The organism is Aeromicrobium yanjiei (genome assembly GCF_009649075.1).
GTDB classification, from domain to species: Bacteria; Actinomycetota; Actinomycetes; order Propionibacteriales; family Nocardioidaceae; genus Aeromicrobium; species Aeromicrobium yanjiei.
In genome coordinates this window covers 3,462,628-3,485,130 of sequence record NZ_CP045737.1, presented here as the reverse complement: position 1 = coordinate 3,485,130, position 22,503 = coordinate 3,462,628, and the positions used below count along the sequence as shown (strand labels likewise).

At 71.4% G+C, this 22,503-nt stretch carries 21 protein-coding genes; 13 read left to right on the top strand and 8 right to left on the bottom strand.

Features of this window, described 5'->3' with window-relative positions:
- Positions 1–40 precede the first annotated feature (40 nt).
- The 9 genes from GEV26_RS17095 to GEV26_RS17055 are packed head-to-tail and all read left to right on the top strand — an operon-like array spanning position 41 to position 10,161.
- Complete coding sequence (locus GEV26_RS17095; protein WP_153654756.1) at positions 41–1,150, top strand: Zn-dependent alcohol dehydrogenase; 1,110 nt, start codon at positions 41–43, stop codon at positions 1,148–1,150.
- Positions 1,151–1,196: 46 nt separating this feature from the next.
- Positions 1,197–2,669 carry an aldehyde dehydrogenase family protein gene (locus GEV26_RS17090; RefSeq protein WP_153654755.1) on the top strand — a complete coding sequence of 491 codons (1,473 nt, stop codon included), beginning with the start codon at positions 1,197–1,199 and terminating at the stop codon, positions 2,667–2,669.
- Positions 2,662–3,381 carry a GntR family transcriptional regulator gene (locus GEV26_RS17085; protein WP_153654754.1) on the top strand — a complete coding sequence of 240 codons (720 nt, stop codon included), beginning with the start codon at positions 2,662–2,664 and terminating at the stop codon, positions 3,379–3,381. The genes GEV26_RS17090 and GEV26_RS17085 overlap by 8 nt, the downstream gene beginning before the upstream one ends.
- Positions 3,374–4,450: an alkene reductase gene (locus tag GEV26_RS17080; protein WP_153654753.1), complete on the top strand. Its 1,077-nt coding sequence runs from the start codon at positions 3,374–3,376 to the stop codon at positions 4,448–4,450. Before GEV26_RS17085 ends, GEV26_RS17080 begins: the two co-directional genes overlap by 8 nt.
- 17 nt (positions 4,451–4,467) lie before the next feature.
- Positions 4,468–5,205, top strand: coding sequence for an SDR family NAD(P)-dependent oxidoreductase (locus GEV26_RS17075; RefSeq protein ID WP_153654752.1), 738 nt, complete (start codon positions 4,468–4,470; stop codon positions 5,203–5,205).
- Entirely contained in the window at positions 5,202–5,966 is a 765-nt protein-coding gene (locus tag GEV26_RS17070; RefSeq protein WP_153654751.1) for an SDR family NAD(P)-dependent oxidoreductase, read from the top strand. Before GEV26_RS17075 ends, GEV26_RS17070 begins: the two co-directional genes overlap by 4 nt.
- Before the next feature lie 60 nt (positions 5,967–6,026).
- On the top strand, positions 6,027–7,406 hold the full coding sequence (locus GEV26_RS17065) for an FAD-dependent oxidoreductase (protein ID WP_153654750.1): 1,380 nt from the start codon (positions 6,027–6,029) through the stop codon (positions 7,404–7,406).
- Positions 7,403–8,782, top strand: a complete 1,380-nt coding sequence (locus tag GEV26_RS17060; RefSeq protein WP_153654749.1) for an MmgE/PrpD family protein — start codon at positions 7,403–7,405, stop codon at positions 8,780–8,782. Before GEV26_RS17065 ends, GEV26_RS17060 begins: the two co-directional genes overlap by 4 nt.
- The gene (locus GEV26_RS17055; protein WP_153654748.1) at positions 8,779–10,161 is read left to right on the top strand and encodes an MmgE/PrpD family protein; all 1,383 of its coding nucleotides are present in this window, start codon (positions 8,779–8,781) and stop codon (positions 10,159–10,161) included. Before GEV26_RS17060 ends, GEV26_RS17055 begins: the two co-directional genes overlap by 4 nt.
- Here GEV26_RS17055 and GEV26_RS17050 read toward each other — a convergent pair.
- The 8 genes from GEV26_RS17050 to GEV26_RS17015 all read right to left on the bottom strand — a co-directional run bounded on the left by GEV26_RS17050 (position 10,097) and on the right by GEV26_RS17015 (position 17,696).
- Positions 10,097–11,020, bottom strand: a complete 924-nt coding sequence (locus GEV26_RS17050) for a DMT family transporter (RefSeq protein WP_153654747.1) — start codon at positions 11,018–11,020, stop codon at positions 10,097–10,099. The two genes, GEV26_RS17055 and GEV26_RS17050, sit on opposite strands and share 65 nt — an antisense overlap.
- 89 nt (positions 11,021–11,109) lie before the next feature.
- Positions 11,110–12,681: a S1C family serine protease gene (locus tag GEV26_RS17045; protein ID WP_153654746.1), complete on the bottom strand. Its 1,572-nt coding sequence runs from the start codon at positions 12,679–12,681 to the stop codon at positions 11,110–11,112.
- A gap of 71 nt (positions 12,682–12,752) precedes the next feature.
- Positions 12,753–14,153: a HAMP domain-containing sensor histidine kinase gene (locus GEV26_RS17040; RefSeq protein WP_243838812.1), complete on the bottom strand. Its 1,401-nt coding sequence runs from the start codon at positions 14,151–14,153 to the stop codon at positions 12,753–12,755.
- Positions 14,150–14,842, bottom strand: coding sequence for a response regulator transcription factor (locus GEV26_RS17035; protein ID WP_153654745.1), 693 nt, complete (start codon positions 14,840–14,842; stop codon positions 14,150–14,152). The genes GEV26_RS17040 and GEV26_RS17035 overlap by 4 nt, the downstream gene beginning before the upstream one ends.
- Positions 14,843–14,898: 56 nt before the next feature.
- Complete coding sequence (locus GEV26_RS17030; RefSeq protein WP_153654744.1) at positions 14,899–15,765, bottom strand: fructosamine kinase family protein; 867 nt, start codon at positions 15,763–15,765, stop codon at positions 14,899–14,901.
- A gap of 45 nt (positions 15,766–15,810) precedes the next feature.
- Positions 15,811–16,299: a low molecular weight protein-tyrosine-phosphatase gene (locus tag GEV26_RS17025; RefSeq protein ID WP_153654743.1), complete on the bottom strand. Its 489-nt coding sequence runs from the start codon at positions 16,297–16,299 to the stop codon at positions 15,811–15,813.
- A 3-nt stretch (positions 16,300–16,302) separates the two neighbouring features.
- Positions 16,303–16,713, bottom strand: coding sequence for a phage holin family protein (locus tag GEV26_RS17020; protein ID WP_153654742.1), 411 nt, complete (start codon positions 16,711–16,713; stop codon positions 16,303–16,305).
- Between the two features lie 44 nt (positions 16,714–16,757).
- Positions 16,758–17,696, bottom strand: coding sequence for an EamA family transporter (locus GEV26_RS17015; protein ID WP_194839905.1), 939 nt, complete (start codon positions 17,694–17,696; stop codon positions 16,758–16,760).
- A 46-nt stretch (positions 17,697–17,742) separates the two neighbouring features.
- On the opposite strand from GEV26_RS17015, the gene GEV26_RS17010 reads away from it, so the two are divergent.
- The 4 genes from GEV26_RS17010 (at position 17,743) to GEV26_RS16995 (ending at position 22,460) form a co-directional block, all read left to right on the top strand.
- Positions 17,743–18,810 (top strand): histidinol-phosphate transaminase, encoded by a 1,068-nt coding sequence (locus GEV26_RS17010; RefSeq protein ID WP_153654740.1) that lies wholly within the window; start codon positions 17,743–17,745, stop codon positions 18,808–18,810.
- A 173-nt stretch (positions 18,811–18,983) separates the two neighbouring features.
- Complete coding sequence (pdhA, locus tag GEV26_RS17005) at positions 18,984–20,102, top strand: pyruvate dehydrogenase (acetyl-transferring) E1 component subunit alpha (protein WP_153654739.1); 1,119 nt, start codon at positions 18,984–18,986, stop codon at positions 20,100–20,102.
- Positions 20,099–21,076, top strand: a complete 978-nt coding sequence (locus tag GEV26_RS17000; RefSeq protein WP_153654738.1) for an alpha-ketoacid dehydrogenase subunit beta — start codon at positions 20,099–20,101, stop codon at positions 21,074–21,076. The genes pdhA and GEV26_RS17000 overlap by 4 nt, the downstream gene beginning before the upstream one ends.
- A gap of 13 nt (positions 21,077–21,089) precedes the next feature.
- Entirely contained in the window at positions 21,090–22,460 is a 1,371-nt protein-coding gene (locus tag GEV26_RS16995) for a dihydrolipoamide acetyltransferase family protein (RefSeq protein WP_153654737.1), read from the top strand.
- Positions 22,461–22,503: the final 43 nt, after the last annotated feature.

Sequence of the window (22,503 nt, the reverse complement as noted above, 5' to 3'; positions counted from 1 at the left end):
TCCCGCACCCGCAGACCCGAACCCCATGAAAGGCACCACCATGAAGACACGCGCAGCCGTCATCCACCGTCTCAACGAGGAGTGGAAGGTCCAGGAGCTGGACCTCCAGGAGCCCGGTGACAACGAGGTCCGCATCAAGGTCATGGCCAGCGGCCTGTGCCACTCGGACGACCACTTCGTGACCGGCGACATCGCGGTCGACCTGCCGATGGTCGGTGGCCACGAGGGCGCCGGCATCGTCGAGGCGGTCGGCTCCAAGGTCACCAAGGTCAAGGTCGGCGACCACGTCGCGACGCTGTTCATCCCGGCCTGCGGCCAGTGTGAGTACTGCGCCCGCGGCATGCAGTACATCTGCAACAACGGCGCCGGCATGGAGACCGGCATGGGCATGGACGGCACCCCGCGCTTCCACGACGCCGACGGCAACCAGGTCGGTGGCGTCACGCGCCTCGGCACGTTCTCGAACTACCTCGTGTGCCACGAGATGCAGACCGTCAAGCTGCCCGAGGACATCCCGTTCGAGCTCGCGTGCCTCGCCTCGTGCGGCGTGGCGACCGGATTCGGTGCGGCCGTCAACGGTGGCGTCAAGCCCGGCGACGTCGTGCTGGTCCTGGGCCTCGGTGGCGTCGGCGCCAACGCGGTGCAGGGTGCCAAGCACGCAGGTGCCGATCACATCATCGTGATCGAGCCCGTCACGGCCAAGCACGACCAGGCTGCGGTCTTCGGCGCGACCGAGGTGTACGCGTCGATCCCCGAGGCCCAGTCCCGCATCGACCACCTGACCAACGGCCAGGGCGTCAACGTCGCGATCATCACCGTGGGCCGTGTCGACGGCGACATCATCGGCGACGCGTTCCGCGCCGTCGGCAAGTCCGGCACGTGCGTGCTCGTCTCGGTCGGCCAGTCCACCGAGGGCATCTCGATCAACCCGCAGGACTTCACCAACTTCGCGAAGCACTTCCAGGGCGTCATGTACGGCAACTGCAACCCGACCGCCGACATCCCGCAGCTGCTGCAGATGTACAAGGACGGCACGCTCAAGCTCGACGAGCTCGTGACCCGCCGCTACAAGCTGGACGAGATCAACGAGGCCGTCGCCGACATGCACGCGGGACGCAACATCCGCGGCGTCGTGATCCACGAGCACTGAGCCGGCCGGCTCCAGCTCCGCTTCCCCGCCCTACTGAGGAGAACCCATGACTGTTACACCTGACATCAGCGCGCCCATCGAGCACACCAAGCTCCTGATCGGCGGCGAGTTCGTCGACGCTCTCGACGGCAAGGTCTTCGACACGATCAACCCCTCCACCGGTGAGGTCATCACGCAGGTCGCCGAGGGCAGCGCGGCCGACGTCGACCGCGCGGTCGCGGTCGCCCGCGAGGCGTTCGAGAACGGCCCGTGGCGTCGCATGAAGCCGAATGAGCGCGCTGCAGCCCTGTGGCGTCTCGGTGACCTGCTGCTCGCCGACGCCGACGAGATGGGTCGCGTCGAGACCCTGGACCAGGGCAAGCCGTTCGCGTTCGCGAAGGGCGGCGACGTGCCGTCCGCGGCCGGGCTCTTCCACTACATGTCGGGCTTCGCGACCAAGCTGGAGGGCGCCACGATCCCGATCTCGGCGCCGGGCAACTTCCACACCTACACGCGTCGTGAGGCGCTCGGTGTCGTCGGCCTGATCGTGCCGTGGAACTTCCCCCTGACGATCAGCGCCTGGAAGCTGGCCCCGGCCCTCGCGGCCGGCAACACGGTCGTCCTGAAGCCCGCCGAGGCGACGCCGCTGTCGGCGCTGCGTCTTGGCCAGCTGGCGCTCGAGGCAGGCATCCCCCCGGGTGTCTTCAACGTCGTCAACGGCTACGGATCGACGGTCGGGCAGCGCCTGGCCGAGCACCCGGACGTCGACAAGGTGTCGTTCACGGGCTCGACCGCGACCGGACGACGCATCCTCGACTCGGCGAAGGGCAACCTCAAGCGGGTCACCCTCGAGCTCGGCGGCAAGAGCGCGAACATCATCTTCCCGGACGCCGACATCGAGGCCGCTATCGCGGGCTCCTCGGCAGGCATCTTCTTCAACGCCGGTCAGGCCTGTGCCGCGGCCTCGCGCCTGTACGTCCACGACGACGTGTACGACGAGGTCGTCGCGGGCATGGCCGAGAAGGCTCGCCAGATCAAGGTCGGCGACGGCTTCGACCCGACCAGCGAGATCGGCCCGGTCGCGAGCAAGGAGCACTTCGAGCGCGTCAGCGGCTACCTCGAGGTCGGCAAGGGCGAGGGCGAGGTCGTCACCGGCGGCGCCCGCATCGGTGAGCGCGGCTACTTCATCGAGCCGACGATCTTCGCGGGCGCGGCGCCCGACTCCCGCATCATCAAGGAGGAGATCTTCGGCCCCGTCGTCGTGGCCTCGCGGTTCAGCGACACCGAGGACGTCATCGCGCAGGCGAACGACACCCGGTACGGTCTCGCGTCGGGCATCTGGACCAGCAACGTCTCCACGGCCCACTCGGTCGCGGCGCGGATCCAGGCCGGCACGGTGTGGGTCAACTCCTACGGCGTCTTCGACCCGTCGATGCCGTTCGGCGGCATGAAGGAGTCCGGTTGGGGTCGCGAGATGGGCCACGACGTGATGCACGACTACACCGACGTCAAGACGGTGTGCGTCAACATCGATGCCTGACAACAGCTTCAAGGGGGACGGCGTCACGCCGATCGACCGCAGCAACCTGACCCTGGCCGACAAGGTCGAGGCCAGGTTGCGCGATCAGATCGTGCAGGGCGAACGTCCCACCGGGTCGCGGCTCAACGAGGTCGAGATCGCCTCCGATCTCGGCGTGAGCCGCGGCCCGGTCCGCCAGGCGCTCCAGCGCCTGGCACACCTCGGGCTGGTGACCCTGGAGTCACACCGAGGAGCCTTCGTCCGCAGCCTCGACCTCGGCGAGGTGCGTGAGCTCTTCGAGCTGCGCATCGCGCTGGAGTGCGAGGCTGCGGAGCTGGCCGCGATGCGGATCGACCGCACGGGCCTGGCCGATCTGGCCCGGCTCCAGGACCAGTCGACGTCCGAGGTGCGGCAGAGCCGGCGGCCCGGGGTGTTCGACACCCTGGACCTGCACCACCTGATCGTGCGGCACGCGGGCAACGATCGCCTCGCGCAGGCCGTCACCCAGGTCAATGTCGAGCTGCGTCTCGCCCGCTCCCGCTCCGGGGCCACGGTCCGCCGTGCGCAGGAGGCGGTCGAGGAGCATCGCGAGCTGATCACCTATCTGACCTCGCGCGACGCCGAAGGCGCCCGCGTCGCGATGAAGAGCCACCTGACGGCCTCCCTGCACAACACGATGCAGATGCTGCAGGCCGTCGATCCGAACACCCCGAAGGGAACCACCCATGGCTGACGTGATCTTCACCCCCTGGAAGCTGGGCCGCATCGAGCTGGCCAACCGCGTCGTCATGGCTCCCATGACGCGCAACCGGGCCGACGTCGACGGCGTCCTGCCGGCCAGCGCTGCCGAGTACTACCGCCAGCGCGCCGGCGCCGGTCTGATCGTCACCGAGGGCACGCACCCCAGCGCCGCCGCCCAGGGCTATCCGCACACCCCCGGCATCCACACGGACGCCCAGCAGGCCGCGTGGGCTGACATCGCGACGGCGGTGCACGAGGCCCACGGCCGGGTCTTCTGCCAGCTGATGCACACCGGGCGCATCGGTCACCCGTCGCTGCTCCCCGAGGGCGGCGAGCTGCTCGCCCCCAGCGCGGTGACCGCGGATCTCGAGGTCGCGACGTTCTCCGGCGAGATGGTCCCGGCCCTGGAGCCGCGCGCCATGACGACCTCGGAGATCAGGACCACGATCGACGACTTCGCCTCGGCCGCAGAGCGCGCCGTCGCGGCCGGGCTCGACGGCGTCGAGCTGCACGGCGCCAACGGCTACCTGCTGCACCAGTTCCTCTGCCCGTCGACGAACCTGCGGACCGACGAGTACGGCGGATCGCCGGTCAACCGGGCACGCTTCGTGGTCGAGGTCGTCCGCGCCGTCGCGGCCCGGATCGGTGCCGATCGCGTGGGCCTGCGGATCTCCCCCGGCGGACAGTTCAACGACATGAGCGACCGCGGGAACGAGGAGACCTACCTCGCACTCGTCGACGAGCTCAATGACGACGGGCTGGCCTATCTGCACACCCTGCGCGGGCGGACGTCCACGCTCCACGTCGAGATGCGCCGGCGCTGGTCGTCGACGTACGTCATCAACACCGGCTACATGGGCCGCAGCGAGCTCGAGGACCTCGGTCCCATCGTCGAGGCGGGCGAGTCCGACCTCGTGAGCGTCGGACGGCTGTTCATCTCCAACCCCGATCTGGTCGAGCGGTGGCGGCACGGCATCGAGCGCGCCGCGTGGGACGAGGACACGTTCTACACCCTCGGCGAACGCGGTTACACCGACTACCCCAGCGCAACCCAGCACTGACGAAAGGAAACGACATCATGGTCGATCTCTCAGGCAAGGTCGCCGTCGTCACCGGCGGCGCATCCGGCATCGGCGCGGCAACCGTGGAGGTGCTGCGGGGCGCCGGCGCGACGGTCATCGCGTGGGACCTCAACGAGGCTCCCGGCGTCGTCGGCACCGACATCACCGACTCCGCGTCGGTCACGGCAGCAGCCGAGGCGGCTGTCGCCGAGCACGGCCAGGTCGACATCCTGGTCAACTGCGCCGGCATCATCACCGCGAACCTCCCGGCCCACGAGGTCGATCCCGAGGACTTCCGCCGCACGTACGACGTCAACGTCGTGGGCTCGTTCAACACGAGCAAGGCGCTGTACGAGACGCTCAAGGCGTCCGGCGCCGGAGCCATCGTCAACGTCGCGTCGCAGGCGGCGCTCGTGAGCCTGCCCGACCAGTCGGCGTACTCGGCGTCGAAGGGGGCCGTCGCAGCTCTCACGCGGTCGCTCGCGATCGACTGGGCGCCCGACAACATCCGCGTCAACGCGGTCTGCCCCGGCTTCACGCTGACGCCCATGGCCAAGCAGCAGATGACGCCGGAGCTGGACGCCGCGGTCTCGCGTCGCGTCCCCTTGGGCCGCATGTTCGAGCCCGAGGAGATCGGTCAGACGATCGCCTTCCTCGCCTCGTCGTGGTCGTCGGCCGTGACGGGCGTCGTGATGGCGGTCGACGGCGGCTGGACCGCCGGCGAGCCCGCGCTGCCGATGGGCGGCGACGCATGAGCGGACGCTTCGACGGCAAGATCGCCTGGGTCTCCGGTGCGAGCTCGGGCATCGGACGGGGCGCGGCCGAGCGGCTCGCCGCCGAGGGCGCGACGGTGGTGCTGCTCGGTCGTGACGAGGCACGCCTCGCGGAGGCCGCTGCCACCTGCGGTCCGACGGCCGTCACCGGCGCGTTCGACGTCGCCTCGGAGGCCGATGTCGAGGCCCACGTCCCGGGTCTGCTCGCGGAGCACGGCGCGCCCGACATCGTCGTGCACGCCGCCGGCATCACGGTGGTCGGAGCGCTCGACGCCCTGACCCCGACCGAGTGGCACCACCAGATGGACGTCAACCTGACGAGCCTGTACCTGCTCAACCGGCACCTGTGGCCCGCGATGGTGCCGCGCGGCGGCTCGATCGTGACCCTCGGGTCGACGGCCTCGTTCGCCGCCTTCCCGCAGGATGCGGCATACGTCGCGTCGAAGGGTGCGATCCTCGCGCTGACCAAGGCCATGGCGCTCGACGGCGGACCGCACGGCATCCGGGTCAACGCGGTGTGCCCCGGCTTCATCCTGACGCCCAACCTGCAGGGCTACTTCGACGCGCAGGACGATCCTGCGGGCGCGGCAGCCGGAGCGGGAGCGGCGGCCCCCCTGGGTCGCATGGGATCGCCGGAGGACATCGCCGGCGCGATCGCGTTCCTGGCCTCCGACGACGCGTCGTTCGTCACCGGCACCTCGCTGCTGGTCGACGGCGGGTTGCTCGCCAAGGTGCCCGCCTGACCACAGCGACACCGTCCAGATCGTAGAAACAGCTCGCCCCCGGCGGCGGAAGGAATCACCATGAGCACGCAGCAGTCCACCCCAGAAGTCGACGTCGACGTCATCGTCGTCGGAGCCGGAGGTGGCGGCCTCGCTGCCGCCCTGGCGGCGTCCGACGCCGGCGCCTCGGTCGTCGTGCTGGAGAAGCTCGATGCTCCCGGTGGCAACACCGCCTTGTCGACCGGGTCGATCCCCGCCGCCGGCTCGCGCTTCCAGCGCGAGGCGGGGGTCGAGGACGATCCCGAGCGCATGACCGCCGACCTGCTGCGGCAGAGCGGGCCGCACGAGGCCGAGCACCTGACGCGCCGGCTGGCCGAGACGTCGGCCGAGCTCGTCGAGTGGCTCGTGGACGACCACCAGATCGGGCTCGCGCTGATCACGGACTACAAGCACGTGGGCCACTCGGTCACCCGGCTGCACGCGCCTCGTTCGCGCCGCGGGATCGACCTGACGAACGACCTCGTGGCTGCCTGTGGACGCGCGGGCGTCGACGTCGTGACCGGCAACCCGGTCACCGAGCTGCTCGTCGAGGACGGCGTCGTGGGCGGCGTGGTCGTCGAGGGCGAGCGCACCGAGCGCTACACGATCCGTGCGCACGCGGTGATCCTGGCCGCCAACGGCTACGCGGCCAACCGCGAGCTCGTGGCCCAGTGGGCCCCCGAGCTCGCGGGCCTGGAGTACTTCGGCGCGCACGGCTCGACCGGCGAGGCCATCGAGTGGGGCCTCGAGCTGGGCGGACGCCTGCGCAACCAGGGGGCGTTCCAGGGCTATGCCGCGGTCGCATACCCCCACGGCTCGATCCTGTCGTGGACGACGCAGGAGAAGGGCGGCGTCATCGTCGACTCGCGCGGCGTGCGGCTGGGCGACGAGATCGTCGGCTACTCCGGGTTCGCGGCCGAGGTCGTCAAGGGCACGGCGCCGATCTGGGCGGTCTACGACACGCGCATCCGCGACATCACGCTGCGTGAGGACGAGTTCGCCGAGCTCGTCGAGATGGGTGGCGCCAAGGAGTGCGCGACGCTCGAGGAGCTGGCCTCGCTCATCGGCGTCGACGCCGATGCGCTGGGCTCGACGCTGGACGACTACGCGGCAGCAGCCCGCGGCGAGCAGCCGGACGCCCACGGCCGGACCGACTTCGGCCTCGCGCCGCTGACGGCGCCGTACGTCGCGTCACGGGTGTCGCCAGGCCTGTTCCACACCCAGGGCGGCCTCGACATCGACGTCGACGGGCGCGTGCTGCGTGACGGCGGCTCGCCGGTGCCCGGCCTGTTCGCCGTGGGCGGCGTGGCCGCCGGGGTCAGCGGCCAGCACGGCGGTCGTGGCTACTCCTCGGGCAACGGGCTCCTGACGGCGGTCGGGCTGGGCCGGCTCGCGGGGATCGCCGCGACGGTGCAGCCGTGACGGGCGTGCCCGCCGACTGGACCGCCTGGCGAGAACGCCTCGCCGCCCGCATCGAGGGGGTCACCCCCGGGTCGCTGCTGGCCGACGACGCGCTGCGCCGCAAGGCCGCCCTCGTCCTGATGGACGACCTCGCGGCGATGCACGTCGGCGCGTCCCACGCCGAGGTCATCGCCCTCGCCCAGTCGTTCGCGTCGCCGATCGCGCCGGGCGAGTCGATGACGGCGCTCGGGAGCAGGGGTCCGCGCGACAAGGTCGCCGCGGTCAACGCCGCCGCAGCGGGGTGGGACGAGCTCGACGAGGGCTACCGTCCCGCGACCTGCCACGGCGGTCTCTACACGGTCCCCGCGGTCATCGCCGAGGCCGAGGCCACGGGTCGTACGCTCGAGGAGGTCCTGGCCGCGGTCGTGGTGGGCTATGAGGTCGTCACGGCGTTCGCCCGCGCCTTCCCCGCCCCCCGCCCGCTCGTGCTGCACCCGCACGCGACGCTGTCGCCCATCGGTGCCGCAGCCGCCGTGACCTGGCTGCGCACGGGGTCGGCCGCGCGCGTGATGCAGGCGGTCGACGTGGCCGCAACCCTGTCGATGTCGGGTCCGTTCAGCCACGCGGTCTCGGGCGCACTGGTCCGCAACGCGTGGGCCGGAGCGGGCGCGGTGCTCGGCTTCCTCGCCTCCGACCTCGCCTCGGCGGGTCTCGGGGGCGAGCCCACAGGGCCGGTCGACGTGTTCGCGGCCGGCTACGGCCAGGCGGCCGACGACTCCGAGCTCGCGGGACCGCACGGGTCGTGGGCGATCCTGGACGGGTACCACAAGGTCTACGCGGCCTGTCAGTACGCGCACTCGGCCCTCGAGGCGGCGCTCGAGCTGGCACAGGGCCCGCTCGAGGGACGCTCGGTCGACGAGATCGCCGAGGTCGTCGTCTTGACCCACCCGCTCGCCTACTCGCTCGACAACCGCCAGCCGACGACGACCCTGGCCGGGAAGTTCTCCCTGCCGCACGTCGTGGCCGCGGTGCTCGTCACGGGCCGCACCGACCCGGCGACGTTCGGCGAGGAGCTGCTCGACGATCCTGCGGTCGCGAGCCTGCGTCAGCGGGTGCGCCTCGCACCGTTCGAGCCGCTGCCGGCCGCCCCGCACGATCGTCCTGCCCGTCTCACGGTGACGCTCACCGACGAGTCCGCGACGTCGCTCGAGGCCCAGGTCCTGAGCGCGGTCGGCGGGCCGGACCGACCGCTCGAGGAGGACCAGGTGCTCGACAAGATCACCCAGCTCACGTCGGCGGCGCCGAGGCTCGCATCCGTCGCCCACCGCGTGGTCGCCACGCGGGAGCTGGACGGAGAGCCGTGGAGCGTCGTGCTCGCCGAGGCGTGGCAGCGATGACCGGGGTGAGCCTGACGGCAGACCTCGTGGCCCGCGCGCAGGCGCTGCACGGCGCGGTGCCGGACGAGGTGCTCGGCTCCGCGCGACTTCACCTGCTCGACGCCCTCGGTGTCGGGGCGCTCGGCGCTCGGCGTGGTCCGCTGAAGGGCTTCTCGCGGCTGGCCGGCGGAGTGCACGCAGGCGGCCGATCGAGCGTGCTGGGGGTGACCGGCACGGCGCCCGCGCCCGTGGCGGCGCTGGTCAACGGCTCCTACATCCACTCCCTCGAGTTCGACGACACGCACGTCGCGTCCGTGATGCACGGCAGCGCGACCCTCGCACCGGCCGCCCTCGCGGTCGCGCAGGAGACGGGCGCCGACGGGGCCGCGATGCTGTCGGCGTACGCGATCGCGTGGGAGATCCTCATCCGCATGGGCCAGGCGAGCCCGGGAACGCTGCAGGCCCGCGGCTTCCAGACCACGTCGACGGCGGGACCGTTCGCCGCGGCGCTCGTGTCGTCGCTGCTGCACGGCGACGAGCCGGACCTCGCGGTGAACGCGCTGGGCATCGCGGGCAGCCAGCCCGGTGGCACCTTCGCCTTCCTCGAGGAGGGCAGCACGGTCAAGGCCGGGCAGCCCGCCTGGGCGGCGCACTCGGGGCTGTGGGCGGCCGAGCTCGCCCGAGCCGGGATGACCGGCCCGTCGCGGGTGCTCGAGGGGGAGCGTGGCTTCTTCCAGCTCTACGCCGACGACCCGGGAGCACCAGATCGGCTGCGCGACGAGCTCACGACTCTCGGCGACCGCTGGCACCTGACCGACGCCGCCTTCAAGCTGATCCCCTGCTGCCACTTCATCCACCCCTTCGTCGAGGCGCTCGGACTCGTGCTGGACGCGGGGATCGAGGCCGGGGAGATCGCCGGCATCCACTGCCATGTCCCCCGGGGTGCGGTGCCGGTCATCGCCGAGCCGTGGGCCGACCGGCAGACGCCGCGCACGCCGCACGACGCCCGCTGGAGCCTGCCGTACGTCCTGGCGGGCCGAGCGGTCGACGGACGGGTCGACCTCGACCTGTTCGACACGCCGGTGGGCGGTGAGCGCCTGGACCTGTCGACCCGCATCTCCTACGAGGTGTGGGAGGACTCCGGCTTCCCGGCCAGGTTCCCCGCGCGGATCGAGGTGACCCTGACCGATGGTCGGGTGGTCGAGTCGTCGGTCGACGACGTGATCGGTGGGGCCGGCCGGCCCGTCGACGCCGCCGCGGTGCTGGCCAAGGCGCGCGCCAACCTGCTCGGCGCCGGCCTCGGCGAGGACCGGACCGAGCGCCTGGTGCATGAGCTCATCGACGAGCCGTCGCCCCGTCCGTCGCTGGTGGGCGAGCTCCTCGCGGGCGGTACCGGGTGATCGCGACGCCGACCAGGCACAGCGCCCCTCCGACGAATGCGAGCGCGGCCGGCACCTCGTCGAGGACCGCCCAGGAGATCAGGGTCGCGACGGCCGGCACGAGATAGGTCGTCGAGGCCGCCTGGCCCGTGGAGATCCGCTGCAACGCGTAGGACCAGGTGCTGAAGCCGATCGCCGTCGGGAACGCGCCGAGGTAGACCAGCCAGAGCAGGTCCTGCACCGAGGCGGTCGACACCTCGTCGATCAGGGTGGGCGCGAACGGCAGGCAGGCCACGGCACCGATCGTGCAGCCGAGCCACACGCACATCACGGGGCTCATGAACGCGAGGGTCGGCTTCTGCACGAGCGCCCCGGTGGCGTAGAACAGGGCCGCGACGACGCACAGCACGACGCCCATGGTCGACGCGCCGGGGGCGTCGCCCGCGCCCCGGTCGGTGCTGACCGCGATGAGTGCGACCCCGGCGAACGCGACCAGCATGCCGATCACGAGGGGCCGGGGGAAGCCCTCCTTGAAGATGACCCCGGCCAGCAGGGCGATCAGCGCGGGGGCGATGTTGACGATCAGGGCCGTCGTGCCGGCGTCGAGATCGCGCTCGGCCGCGTTGAGCGCGATGTTGTAGCCGACCGACCACGTGAGCCCGTACACCGCGACGAGACCGAGGACCCGGCCGCGCGGAAGCGTGGCCGCGGTGGGTCGAGCGAGGGCGACCAGGACGATCGCGCCGACGACGAGACGACCCAGCGTCAGGGACCCGGGGGAGTAGGTGTCGCCCACCGCGCGGATCGCGACGAACGCCGAGGCCCACAGCAGCACCGTCACCAGCATGGCGGGCAGCGAGAGATCGCGGTCGGTCGTCATGGCCCCACGCTAGTCACGACCTCCGACGAGAACGAACGGCCCCGGCACTCGTCGGGGGACGAGTGCCGGGGCCGTTCGGAGGGGGACCGTTACTCGGTCTTGCCGCCGTCGGACCCGAGGGTCACGTCGGTCTCGGCCTTCTTGCCGTCACGGGTGTACGTCAGCGTGATCTTCTCGCCGGGGTTGAAGCCGCGGACCGCCGCGACGAGCGCCTCGGAGCTCGGGATCAGCTTGCCGTTGACCGCGGTGATGACATCGCCCTTCTTGATGCCGGCCTTCTCCGCGGCACCGCCCGCGGTGACGCTCTGGACCTGCGCGCCGACGCCGGTGATGCCGTCCTCGCCGAGGAAGTTGTCGACGCTGACGCCGATCTGGGCGTGCTGCACCTTCTTGCCGTCCAGCAGCTGCTTGGCGACGTTCTTGGCGAGGTCGATCGGGATCGCGAACCCGAGGCCGATCGATCCGGCCTCACCGGACGTCGAGCCGCCGGAGCGGATCGCGGAGTTGATCGCGATGACCTTGCCCTGGAGGTCGACGAGCGGACCGCCGGAGTTGCCCGGGTTGATCGCGGCGTCGGTCTGGACCGCCGGGAACGTCGTGGGCGTGCCGGTGGCGCTGCCGTCCGAGGACGACACCGGACGGTTGAGGGCCGAGATGATGCCCTGGGTCACGGTGCTCTCCAGCCCGAACGGCGAGCCGATCGCGATGACCTCCTGGCCCACCACCAGATCGGCGGAGTTGCCGAGGGTCGCCGGCTCCAGGTCGGTCTTGCCCTCGGCCTTGATCACGGCGAGGTCGGTCTTGGGGTCCGTGCCGACGATCTCGGCCTTGGCGTTGCTGCCGTCGTTGAACGCGACCGTGATGGTGCCGCCGTTGCCGGCCACGTCGACGACGTGGTTGTTGGTCAAGATGTTGCCGTCGTTGCTGATGATGATGCCTGTGCCGGAGCCGGACTCCTGCTGGCCCTTGACGTTGATCTGCACGACCGACGGCAGCACCTTCTCGGCCACGGCGGTGACCGTGCCGGAGGCGACCTTGGTGTCGGTGGCGGAGCTGCCGCTGTCCAGCGAGCTGATGGTGCTGCCGCTGCTGTCGCCGTCGTCGTTGGTCTGGTCGTACACGTACGCGCCGCCGAATCCGGCGCCGCCGGCCAGCACGATCAGGGCGAGCGCACCGGCCAGTGCGCGGCCGGTCCGGTTCTTCTTCTTCGGCGGTGGCGTGGAGCCCGTGGTACCGGCGCCGTTCCCGGTGCCGGCGTTGCCGCCGTTGTCACCGGCGAAGGGAGGCAGGGGCGCGGTGTGCTCATAGCCCTGCTGGCCCTGCGGGTAGCCCTGCTGGCCCGTGGGGCCGGGCGAGTACGAGCCCTGGGCGGGCTGGGGATCCGACGCCATGCTCTCGTAGCGGTGCGTGTGGTCGTCCGCCGCGGGCGGAGGATCGTCCTGCGGGGCGGAGTACAGCGGCTCCTGGGACACGATCGTGGGCTCCTGGCCCGACGGTGCGGGCGGCGCGGGGGGCTCGGAGGAAACCGGGTCCGACGTCGTTCCCTCCGGGGCCGCGGGCTGCGGTGACTGCGCCTCGGGATCAGCGGTGTGGGGGTTGTTGTCGCGGTCCGCCGGCGGCACGTACGGCTTGGCGGCGAACGGATCGTTCGAATCGGTCATGGACATAGATTCTCGCCTATCGCTGAGGATGTTCTGAGAGCGGAGTGTGAGCGAGGCAAGAACCTCGGAGGTCAGTCGTCTGCCGCGGTCTCGGGCAGGGTGAGCGTGAAGACGGTGCCCCCTTCGGGCGGGGACGAAACCTCGACGGTCCCCCCGTGACGCTCCGCGGCCCGCTTGACGATCGAGAGCCCCAGGCCGGAGCCGGGCAGCGTACGCGCCTCGCTCGAGCGGTAGAAGCGGTCGAAGATGTGCGGGAGGTCCTCGGCGCTGATGCCCGGTCCCTCGTCCGCGATCGTCAGCACCCCGCCGTCGAGACGGACGCGGATCCGTCCCGCGGGCGGGCTCCACTTGGCCGCGTTGTCGAGCAGGTTGGTGACGGCCCGCTCGAGCAGCTGCGGCTCGCCCATGACCATCCAGGAGCGCAGGTCGACGTCGAGCTGCACGTCGTGCGCCCGCAGGCGTACGCGCTCGACGGCCTGGCGGACGACGTCGGCCAGGTCGAGCGGCTCGGGCGCCCGCGACATCGGCTCGTCACGGGCCAGCTCGACGAGGTCGCCGACGAGCGTGGTCAGCTCCTCGAGCTGCGCGCGCACGTCGTCCATGATCTCGTGGCGCTGCTCGGCGCTGAGCTGCCGATCGCTGCTGTCCGCGGCCTGGCCGATCAGCTCGATGTTGGTGCGCAGGCTGGTCAGGGGCGTGCGCAGCTCGTGCCCCGCGTCGGCGACGAGCTGACGCTGACGCTCCTGCGAGGCGTCGAGCGCCTGCAGCATCGCGTTGAACGACGTCGTCAGGCGGGCGAGCTCGTCGTGGCCCGTGACCTCGATCGGCTCGAGCTCGGACGTCCGCGCGACGCGCTCGGTCGCCGCGGTGAGCCGCCGCACGGGTCGCAGGCCGTTGGTCGCGACGGCCCAGCCCGCGAGGCCGGCGATCGCCACCCCGGCGGTGCTGGACAGCAGGAGGATGAGCTTGAGCCGCTCCAGCGCGCGGTCGATCGACTCCATCGACTGGGCCACCACGAGGGCCGTGCCGGTGCCGGCCCGCACCGCGACGACCCGGTAGGGGGCCCCGTCGATCCGGACGGTCCGCATGGACTGGGAGGTCTGACCGACCGAGACCTCGACCTCGCGATAGCTCTTGAAGGGGACGACCCGGTCCGCGGAGTTGTCGTCGCTCGCGAACAGCTGGCCGCCCTTGACGATGAAGATCTGCACGTCCGCGATCTCCTGCAGCTGGGCGGGCAGGCCCCGCGAGATCGCGGTCCGGGCGATGCCGGCGTTGACAGCCGCGTCGGCGCGGCGCAGCATCGACTCGTCCAGCGAGCTCTCGAACTCGGCGCGCACCACGACGTAGACCAGTGCGCTCACGAGGCCCAGCACCGCCGCGACGGCCATCGTGGTGAGCATCGCGACGCGGAGCGCGAGCGTCATGCGCCCGGTCATCTTCTGCAGGACGCGATGGACGCTCTCGATCACGGCGGGGTCTCGCGCAGGACGTACCCGACGCCCCGCACGGTGTGGAGCAGGCGGGGCTCGCCCTCCGCCTCGAGCTTGCGCCGGACGTAGCCGACGTACACCTCGAGCGAGTTGGCGGTGGTGGGGAAGTCGAAGCCCCAGACCTCCTCGAGGATGAACGAGCGCTCCAGCACACGCCGCGGACGCTGCAGGAACAGCTCGAGCAGCGCGAACTCGGTGCGCGTCAACGACAGCGGCCGGCCGCCCCGGGTCACGTCACGGGTGACCGGGTCGAGCGACAGGTCGCCGAACGTCAAGGGCTCCTCGTCGGGCTCGACCGCGGCCGCACGGGACGAGCGGCGCAGCAGCGAGCGGATGCGGGCGAGCAGCTCCTCGAGGGCGAACGGCTTGGTCAGGTAGTCGTCGGCGCCCGCGTCGAGCCCGTCGACGCGGTCCGAGACCGCGTCGCGGGCCGTGAGCACCAGGATCGGCACGTCGTTGCCCGCATTGCGCAGCGCGCGCGTCGCCTCGAGGCCGTCGAGGCGGGGCATCATGACGTCCATGACGATGGCGTCGGGGTTGATCTGGGGCACCCGGGCCAGGGCCTCGGCCCCGTCGGATGCGAGATCGACCGTGTAGCCGTTGAACTCGAGCGACCGGCGCAGCGAGTCGCGCACGGCGCGGTCGTCGTCGACGACAAGGATGCGCATGGGTGACAGTCTGCCCGCAGTGCCTGAGGGAGTCCTGAGATCCCGGCGATCCATGATCAGGCCGACAGCACAGCCTGCGCAGCAGCGGCCGCCCGGGCACCGTAGGTGCCGCCGAACAGCACCGCGTGGACGAGCAGCGGGTGCAGCTGGTGCAGCGGCAGGCGGTCGTGCCAGCCGTCGGCGAGCGGGTACGCCTCGGCGTACGCGTCGAGGATGCGCTGCAGGTGCGGAGCGCCGAACAACGACAGCATCGCGAGATCGCTCTCGCGGTGACCGCCGTGCGCAGCGGGGTCGATGATCCAGACGTCGCCGTCGGAGCCCCAGACGAGATTGCCCGACCAGAGATCGCCGTGGATGCGGGCCGGCGGCTCGGCGGGCCCGGCGAGATCGTGGATGCGCCGCATCGCGGTCTCGATCGTGGCGGCCTCCTCGGGCGTCAGCGCCCGGCGGTCGACCGCGGCCCGGACATAGGGCATGACCCGGCGGGAGGCGAAGAACTCCGGCCACGTCGGCAGGGTGCGGTTGGGCAGCGGCGCGAGGCCGATGAAGCCGTCCTTGGCGGCGCCGAATGCGTCGGCGCCGGCGCGGTGGGTCGTCGCGAGATCGCGCCCGAACCGCTCCGCGAGCTCGGTGGTCGGCTTGCCGGGCTCGATCCAGTCCACGACCAGGCAGTCGTCCGCGACGGCGAGCACGCGGGGCACCTTCGCGCCACCGGCCTCGGCGAGCCACTGCAGCCCCTCGGCCTCGCGGGCGAAGAAGCCCTGGGGGGCGTGGGGACGGGTCTTGATGATCGCGCCGTGACCGTCGGTCAGTCGCAGACGGGTCGCGGTGCAGATGTCGCCGCCGGCCACAGGCGTCGTCGAGACGACGCCGAGACCGAGGAGGGCCTCGGCTCGTGCGGCGGTTCCTGCCATGCGTGCCATGCCTCCGACGTTACCGGGTCGCGGTCCCTGGCCCGGGGGCCACCGTCAGGGGGTGATCAGATCGGGGAGGCGCCTGACCAGCTCGTCGCTCGTGCGCTCGATCATCGCCAGGACGAGCGCGAAGCCCTCGTCGCCGCCGTACCACGGGTCCGGCACCTCGTCATCGTCCTCTGAGGCCTCGGGGTCGAACTCGCGGAACAGGTGCACCTGGGACTGCCGGGCCACGGTCGGCGCGAGATCGAGCATGTCGGCGCGGTTGGTGTGGTCCATCGCCAGCAGCAGGTCGTTCTCGGCGTACCAGTCGACGTCGAACGTCCTCGCGCGGTGGCGCGACGGGTCGTACCCCGCGTCGCGCAGCACCGCGGCGGCTCGCGGGTCCATGGGCTGGCCGACGTGCCAGTCCCCGGTGCCGGACGACACGACCTCGACGCGGTGGTCGAGACCGGCTGCGGCCAGACGGTCCTCCAGGACCACGTGGGCGATGGGCGAGCGGCAGATGTTGCCGAGGCAGACCACGGCGATGCGATAGGTCACCGATCAGCCGCGGAAGACGCGGACTTCCCGCCGCGGCGGGTTCACGAACGCGTTGACGATCGTCTGGCTGAGCGAGATGACGATCGAGGCCAGCACGGCCCACCAGAAGCCGTCGACGTGGAACGAGACGTCGAACGCCTCGGCGATCCTCTCGGTCAGGAGCAGCAGCAGCGCGTTGATCACCAGCAGCGCGAGCCCCAGGGTGACGATGATGAACGGCAGGGAGAGCAGCTTGACGACGGGTCCGACGATCGCGGTGACGACCGTGAACACCAAGGCGACCACCAGCACCGTGAGCACGCGGGGACCCGTCCCATCGGCGGAGTCACCGATGTTCATGTGCTCACCGAGCAGCCACGCCGCGACGCACAGGGCCACGGCGCTGACGAACCAGGTCGAGATGAAACGCTCCATGCCGTCGATTGTCGCACCTCCGGACGCCAAGATGCGGGAGCGATTCAGGGTGCCGGGATCGTCAGCTCGGTCCGGCGGGACGTCTGGGCCAGGACGATGCCGGCCAGCACCGCCGCGGCGCCGACCAGCTGCACGGGGTTGAGTGACTCGCGGAACCAGGCCCAGCCGAGGACGTTCGCGATGACCGGCTCGAGCATCGCCACGACGGTCACGACGGTGGCCGGCAGGTGCTGCAGCGCGATCATCTCCAGGAAGAACGGCAGGACCGTGCCCATCACGATGACGACGCCCACCACGAGCCACGGGTTGACCGTGTGCTCCTCGAGCCGGCCCAGCATCGACGTGCTGCCCGGCAGGTCCGGTGTCGTCCAGATGGGCTGGATCAGGTTCATCGCGACGGTCGCCACGACGAACGCCCACAGGATGACGCGCAGCGGGTCGTCGAAGCCGACGTTGTGCTCACCGATCAGGAAGTACGCCGCGAAGCAGACCGCCGCGAGCAGGGCCATGAACACGCCGAGGGCGTCCAGCTCGATGCCGTTCCACACCTGTCCGACCACCGCGAGCCCGACGACGGACAGCGCGACCGCGCCCCACATCCGCGGGCGCACGTGCTCCTTGCGGACGAACCGGGCCCACAGCACCACGAGCACGGGCGCGAGGTACTCGATCAGCAGAGCGATGCCCAGCGGCAGGCGGTCGATCGCGACGTTGTACGTCAGCTGCAGCCCGGTGACCCCCACGAGGCCGAGCGCGATCACCAGGATCAGCGCGGAGCCTCGCGGCCGGCGCAGCGCGGTCCGTCTGAAGCATGCGGCGTACGCGATGAACACGGCCGTCGCGCCGGTGATCCGCAGCGTCGTGAACCCTTCGGGGCCCAGCCCGGACCCCATCGCGACGCGCGAGACGCCGCCGTTGACGCCGAACAGGACCGCCGCGACGATCACGAGGGCGTACCCGAGGCGCGGGTTGCGGGCTGGCACGCGCATGATTCTGTCAGCCGGACCGGTCAGGACTACGTTGGGCTGCATGCCAGCACCACGTCCTCGCAAGGCCCTCGACGGGATCCCCCTCTACCGCGCCGGGAAGCCCGCGCTGACCGAGGAGCACAAGCTCTCCAGCAACGAGAACCCGTACGCTCCGCTGCCGGGGGTCATGGAGCGCGCGGCTGCGGAGCTCGGCCGGATGAACCGCTATCCCGACGCGGGCATGACGGCGCTCTACGGCGCCCTGTCCGAGCGCCTCGGCCTGTCCGCGGAGCACTTCGCGGCCGGCACCGGATCGGTCGCGGTGCTGTTCTCGCTGCTGACCGCGCACCTGGAGGCCGGCGACGAGATCGTCTACGCGTGGCGCTCGTTCGAGGCCTACCCGATCGCGGTCGACCTGACCGGCGCCACGACCGTGCGCGTCCCCCTGCGCGCCGACGCGACCCACGACCTCGACGCGATGGCCGACGCGGTCACCGAGCGCACCAAGGTCGTCCTGGTCTGCACCCCCAACAACCCGACCGGACCGGTCGTCACGGCGGACGAGCTGGAGCGCTTCCTCGACCGGGTTCCCGATCACGTGCTGGTCGTCGTCGACGAGGCGTACGTCGAGTTCGTCGGCGACCCGGACGCCGCGAAGGGCCTGGACGCCCTGGCCGGGCACGACAACGTGGTGGTCCTGCGGACGTTCTCCAAGGCGTACGGCCTCGCGGGCCTGCGGGTCGGCTACGCGATCGCCCGCCCCGAGGTCGCCGAGTCGATCCGCAAGGCGACGGCGCCGTTCACGGTGACCGACGTCGCCCAGGCGGCGGCGCTCGCGTCCCTCGACGCCCAGGACGCACTCGACGAGCGGGTCGCCGCGATCGTGCGCGAGCGCGGCGCGATGGTCGAGGCGCTGCGCGCCCAGGGCTGGGACGTGCCGCGGACCGAGGCCAACTTCGTCTGGTTGCCGCTGGGGGAGCACGCGCTGGACTTCGCGACCGCGTGCGACCCGGTGTCGGTGCGGCCGTTCGCGGGTGAGGGCGTACGCATCAGCGTCGGCACCCCCGCGGTCAACGCCCAGCTCATCGAGCTGGCCGGTGCCTGGCGGTCGGCGCGCGGCATCTCCTGAGGGGCGTTCGGGTGGATCTGGGCCCTCCGGACCGCTACGGTGGGTTCGTGAGCGTGACGCCTGTCACGTTCGTGCGTCCCTGACGCCGTCCACCACCCTGTGACGACGGACGGGCCGCGCAGACTTCGACTCCGGAGCGGGGACCCCGACTCCCGGGTGATTGAGGGAGACGCATGTCCGACCCGTCCGTCCACGCTGTCGCCGACAGCCCGCTCGTCCAGCTGCTGACCCCCGAGGGTGTCCGCACCACGAGCCCCGAGCACGCCTATGACGGCTCGCTCGCCGACATCCAGGACCTCTTCCGCGACCTGGTGATGACCCGCCGCCTCGACACCGAGGCGTTCGCACTCCAGCGCCACGGCGAGCTCGGCCTGTGGCCGCCGGCCCTCGGCCAGGAGGCCGCTCAGGTCGGCTCGGCGCGGGCGCTCCGCCCGCAGGACTTCGCGTTCCCGACCTATCGCGATCACGGCGTGGTGCTGTGCCGCGGCGAGGACCCGGTCCACCTGCTGAGCATCTTCCGTGGGTCGAGCCTCGGCGGCTGGGATCCCGCTGACCACAACGTCGCGCTGCCCAACATCATCATCGGCGCGCAGACCCTGCACGCGACCGGCTACGCGATGGCGCTCACGATCGAGGGACTCGTCGGCACCGGCGACCCCGAGCGCGATGCGGCCTCGATCGCGTACCTCGGCGACGGTGCGACGAGCCAGGGCGACTTCAACGAGGCCCTTGACTGGGCCGCGGTGCACCAGGCGCCGGTCGTGTTCTTCTGCCAGAACAACCACTACGCGATCTCGGTGCCGCTGGAGCGCCAGACCCGGGTGCCGATCGTGCAGCGCGCGGACGGCTTCGGCCTGCCGGGCGTACGCGTCGACGGCAACGACGTGCTCGCGTGCCACGCCGTGACCACCGCGGCGCTGCAGCGGGCGCGCGACGGTCAGGGCCCGACCCTGATCGAGGCCGTGACCTACCGCATGGGTCCGCACACCACGTCCGACGACCCGACCCGCTACCGCGAGGCCGCGGAGGCGGACGGCTGGCGGGCCAAGGACCCGATCGAGCGGGTGCGCCTGTACCTGGCCGCCGAGGGGGTGTCGCAGGACTGGTTCGACGGCGTCCAGGCCGAGGCGGACGCGCTCGGGGTGCACCTGCGCGAGGCGTGCCAGAACATCCCCGAGCCCGATCTCGCGGCGCTGTTCGACCACGTCCACGTCGACACGACCCCCGAGACCGAGCAGCAGAAGGCCGAGTACGTCGCCTGGCGCGACTCGTTGGAGGGGAGCGTCGCATGACCGAGAAGATGACGATGGTGAAGGCGCTCAACACGGGCCTGCGCGCCGCGATGGACAAGGACCCCAAGGTCATCGTGATGGGCGAGGACGTCGGCCGCCTCGGCGGCGTGTTCCGGGTGACCGAGGGGCTGCAGAAGGACTTCGGCGAGGGCCGGGTCATGGACACGCCCCTCGCGGAGTCGGCGATCCTCGGCACCGCGATCGGGATGACGTTCCGCGGTTTCCGCCCGGTCGTGGAGATCCAGTTCGACGGCTTCGTCTACCCCGCGTACGACCAGATCGTCAGCCAGGTCGCGCGGATGCACTTCCGCAGCGGCGGGCGGGTGCCGATGCCGATCGTGATCCGGATCCCGTTCGGCGGCGGCATCGGCGCGGTCGAGCACCACTCCGACAGCCCGGAGGCGCAGTTCGCGCTGACCTCAGGGCTCAAGGTGGTCTCGTGCGCGGACCCGCACGACGCCCACTGGATGATCCAGCAGGCGATCGAGTCCGACGACCCGGTCGTCTTCATGGAGCCCAAGCGGCGCTACTGGGAGTCGGGCCAGGTCGACACGGCCTCGACCGAGCTCCCGCTCCTCGCGTCCCGGGTCGTGCGGTCCGGCGCCGACGCGACCCTCATCGCGTACGGCCCGATGGTCAAGACGTGCCTCGAGTCGGCTGCCGCCGCGGCGGAGGAGGGCCTCGACCTCGAGGTCATCGACCTGCGGACGCTGTCTCCCCTCGACCTGGGCCCCGTGCTCGAGTCGGTGCGCCGCACGGGGCACGCGGTCGTCGTCCACGAGGCGCAGCGCACGCTCGGGCTCGGTGCCGAGATCGCGTCGCGCATCACCGAGGAGTGCTTCTACTCGCTGGAGGCGCCCGTGCAGCGGGTGACGGGCTACGACATGCCCTATCCGCCCAGCCGGGTCGAGGAGGAGTTCCTGCCGGGGCTCGATCGCATCCTGGACGCCGTCGACCGCGCTCGCGCGTACTGAGAGGGAGACACCCATGAACGAGTTCAAGCTGCCGGACGTCGGCGAGGGGCTGACCGAGGCCGAGATCGTGCGGTGGTGCGTCGCGGTGGGCGACACGATCGACATCAACGACATCGTGGTCGAGATCGAGACCGCCAAGTCGATCGTCGAGCTGCCCAGCCCGTACGCCGGGGAGGTCCACGCCCTCATGGTGGCCGAGGGCGACACCGTCCACGTCGGCACGCCGATCATCTCTATCGGTGGGCCCGGGGCCGGGACCCCGGAGCCCGAGCCCGACGAGTCCGTCCCCGAGGTGGATCCGGTCGGTGGTCCTGACCCGTCGCCGCAGGCACCCGAGCGCCAGGCGATGCTCGTCGGCTACGGCCCGCGCACGGACGTCCCGGTCCGTCGTCGCCGGGTGCCCGCCGCTGCGGCACCCGCCCGGGTGTCGTCGGTCGACACCGAGAAGGTCACCCAGAAGGCGCCCCCGCCCCCTGTGGCGCCGGCGCCGCAGGTGCAGAAGGCGCCGCGTCCCCTGGCCAAGCCGCCGGTCCGCAAGCTCGCGAAGGACCTCGGCATCGACCTGGCCGAGATCCGCACGGCCAACGGGGTCATCACCCGCGCGGACGTGCACGCGCACGCCGACTCCGCCCCGGCCCCTGGCCTCGCGCAGGTGGCCGACGCTCCACGGCAGACGACGTCCGAGGGCGACGAGCGGATCCCGATCAAGGGTGTCCGCAAGTGGACCGCCGAGGCGATGGTGCGCTCGGCGTTCACCGCCCCGCACGTCACCGAGTGGGTCACGCTCGACGTCTCGCGCACGGTCGAGCTCGTCGCGACGCTGCGTGCGAGCAGATCTTTCGAAGGCGTGAAGGTCTCACCGACCCTCATCGCGGCCAAGGCGATCTGCCTCGCGCTGCGCACGACCCCGCAGCTCAACGCCCGGTGGGACGAGGACGCCCAGGAGATCGTGATCAAGAAGTCGGTCAACCTCGGCATCGCCGCCGCGACCGACCGCGGACTGGTGGTCCCCAACATCGTCGGCGCCGACTCGATGTCGCTCGTCGAGCTCGCGAAGGCGCTGGGTGAGCTGACCGCCACCGCACGGGCCGGGCGCACCCAGCCCGCCCAGATGACCGGTGGCACGTTCTCGCTGACCAACATCGGCGTCTTCGGTGTCGACGCGGGCACCCCGATCCTCAACCCGGGGGAGTCCGGCATCCTGGCGCTCGGAGCGATCGAGCGGCGGCCGTGGGTCGACGAGAACGACCAGATCGTGCCGCGCTGGGTCACGACCCTCGCGCTGAGCTTCGACCACCGCGTGGTCGACGGCGAGCAGGGCTCGCGCTTCCTGGCCGACGTCGCGGGAATCCTCCGCGACCCGGCCATGGCGCTCACCCACTAGCCCACCCCCACCCCGCCCAGATTTGCGGGGTCCTGCACCGAAT

Bases quoted from the DNA above. Each gene is read 5' to 3' on its own strand.
- GEV26_RS17095 (WP_153654756.1), top strand. From the start codon at position 41: ATGAAGACACGCGCAGCCGTCATCCACCGTCTCAACGAGGAGTGGAAG.
- GEV26_RS17090 (WP_153654755.1), top strand. From the start codon at position 1,197: ATGACTGTTACACCTGACATCAGCGCGCCCATCGAGCACACCAAGCTC.
- GEV26_RS17085 (WP_153654754.1), top strand. From the start codon at position 2,662: ATGCCTGACAACAGCTTCAAGGGGGACGGCGTCACGCCGATCGACCGC.
- GEV26_RS17080 (WP_153654753.1), top strand. From the start codon at position 3,374: ATGGCTGACGTGATCTTCACCCCCTGGAAGCTGGGCCGCATCGAGCTG.
- GEV26_RS17075 (WP_153654752.1), top strand. From the start codon at position 4,468: ATGGTCGATCTCTCAGGCAAGGTCGCCGTCGTCACCGGCGGCGCATCC.
- GEV26_RS17070 (WP_153654751.1), top strand. From the start codon at position 5,202: ATGAGCGGACGCTTCGACGGCAAGATCGCCTGGGTCTCCGGTGCGAGC.
- GEV26_RS17065 (WP_153654750.1), top strand. From the start codon at position 6,027: ATGAGCACGCAGCAGTCCACCCCAGAAGTCGACGTCGACGTCATCGTC.
- GEV26_RS17055 (WP_153654748.1), top strand. From the start codon at position 8,779: ATGACCGGGGTGAGCCTGACGGCAGACCTCGTGGCCCGCGCGCAGGCG.
- GEV26_RS17050 (WP_153654747.1), bottom strand. From the start codon at position 11,020: ATGACGACCGACCGCGATCTCTCGCTGCCCGCCATGCTGGTGACGGTG.
- GEV26_RS17045 (WP_153654746.1), bottom strand. From the start codon at position 12,681: ATGACCGATTCGAACGATCCGTTCGCCGCCAAGCCGTACGTGCCGCCG.
- GEV26_RS17035 (WP_153654745.1), bottom strand. From the start codon at position 14,842: ATGCGCATCCTTGTCGTCGACGACGACCGCGCCGTGCGCGACTCGCTG.
- GEV26_RS17030 (WP_153654744.1), bottom strand. From the start codon at position 15,765: ATGGCACGCATGGCAGGAACCGCCGCACGAGCCGAGGCCCTCCTCGGT.
- GEV26_RS17020 (WP_153654742.1), bottom strand. From the start codon at position 16,713: ATGGAGCGTTTCATCTCGACCTGGTTCGTCAGCGCCGTGGCCCTGTGC.
- GEV26_RS17010 (WP_153654740.1), top strand. From the start codon at position 17,743: ATGCCAGCACCACGTCCTCGCAAGGCCCTCGACGGGATCCCCCTCTAC.
- pdhA (WP_153654739.1), top strand. From the start codon at position 18,984: ATGTCCGACCCGTCCGTCCACGCTGTCGCCGACAGCCCGCTCGTCCAG.
- GEV26_RS17000 (WP_153654738.1), top strand. From the start codon at position 20,099: ATGACCGAGAAGATGACGATGGTGAAGGCGCTCAACACGGGCCTGCGC.
- GEV26_RS16995 (WP_153654737.1), top strand. From the start codon at position 21,090: ATGAACGAGTTCAAGCTGCCGGACGTCGGCGAGGGGCTGACCGAGGCC.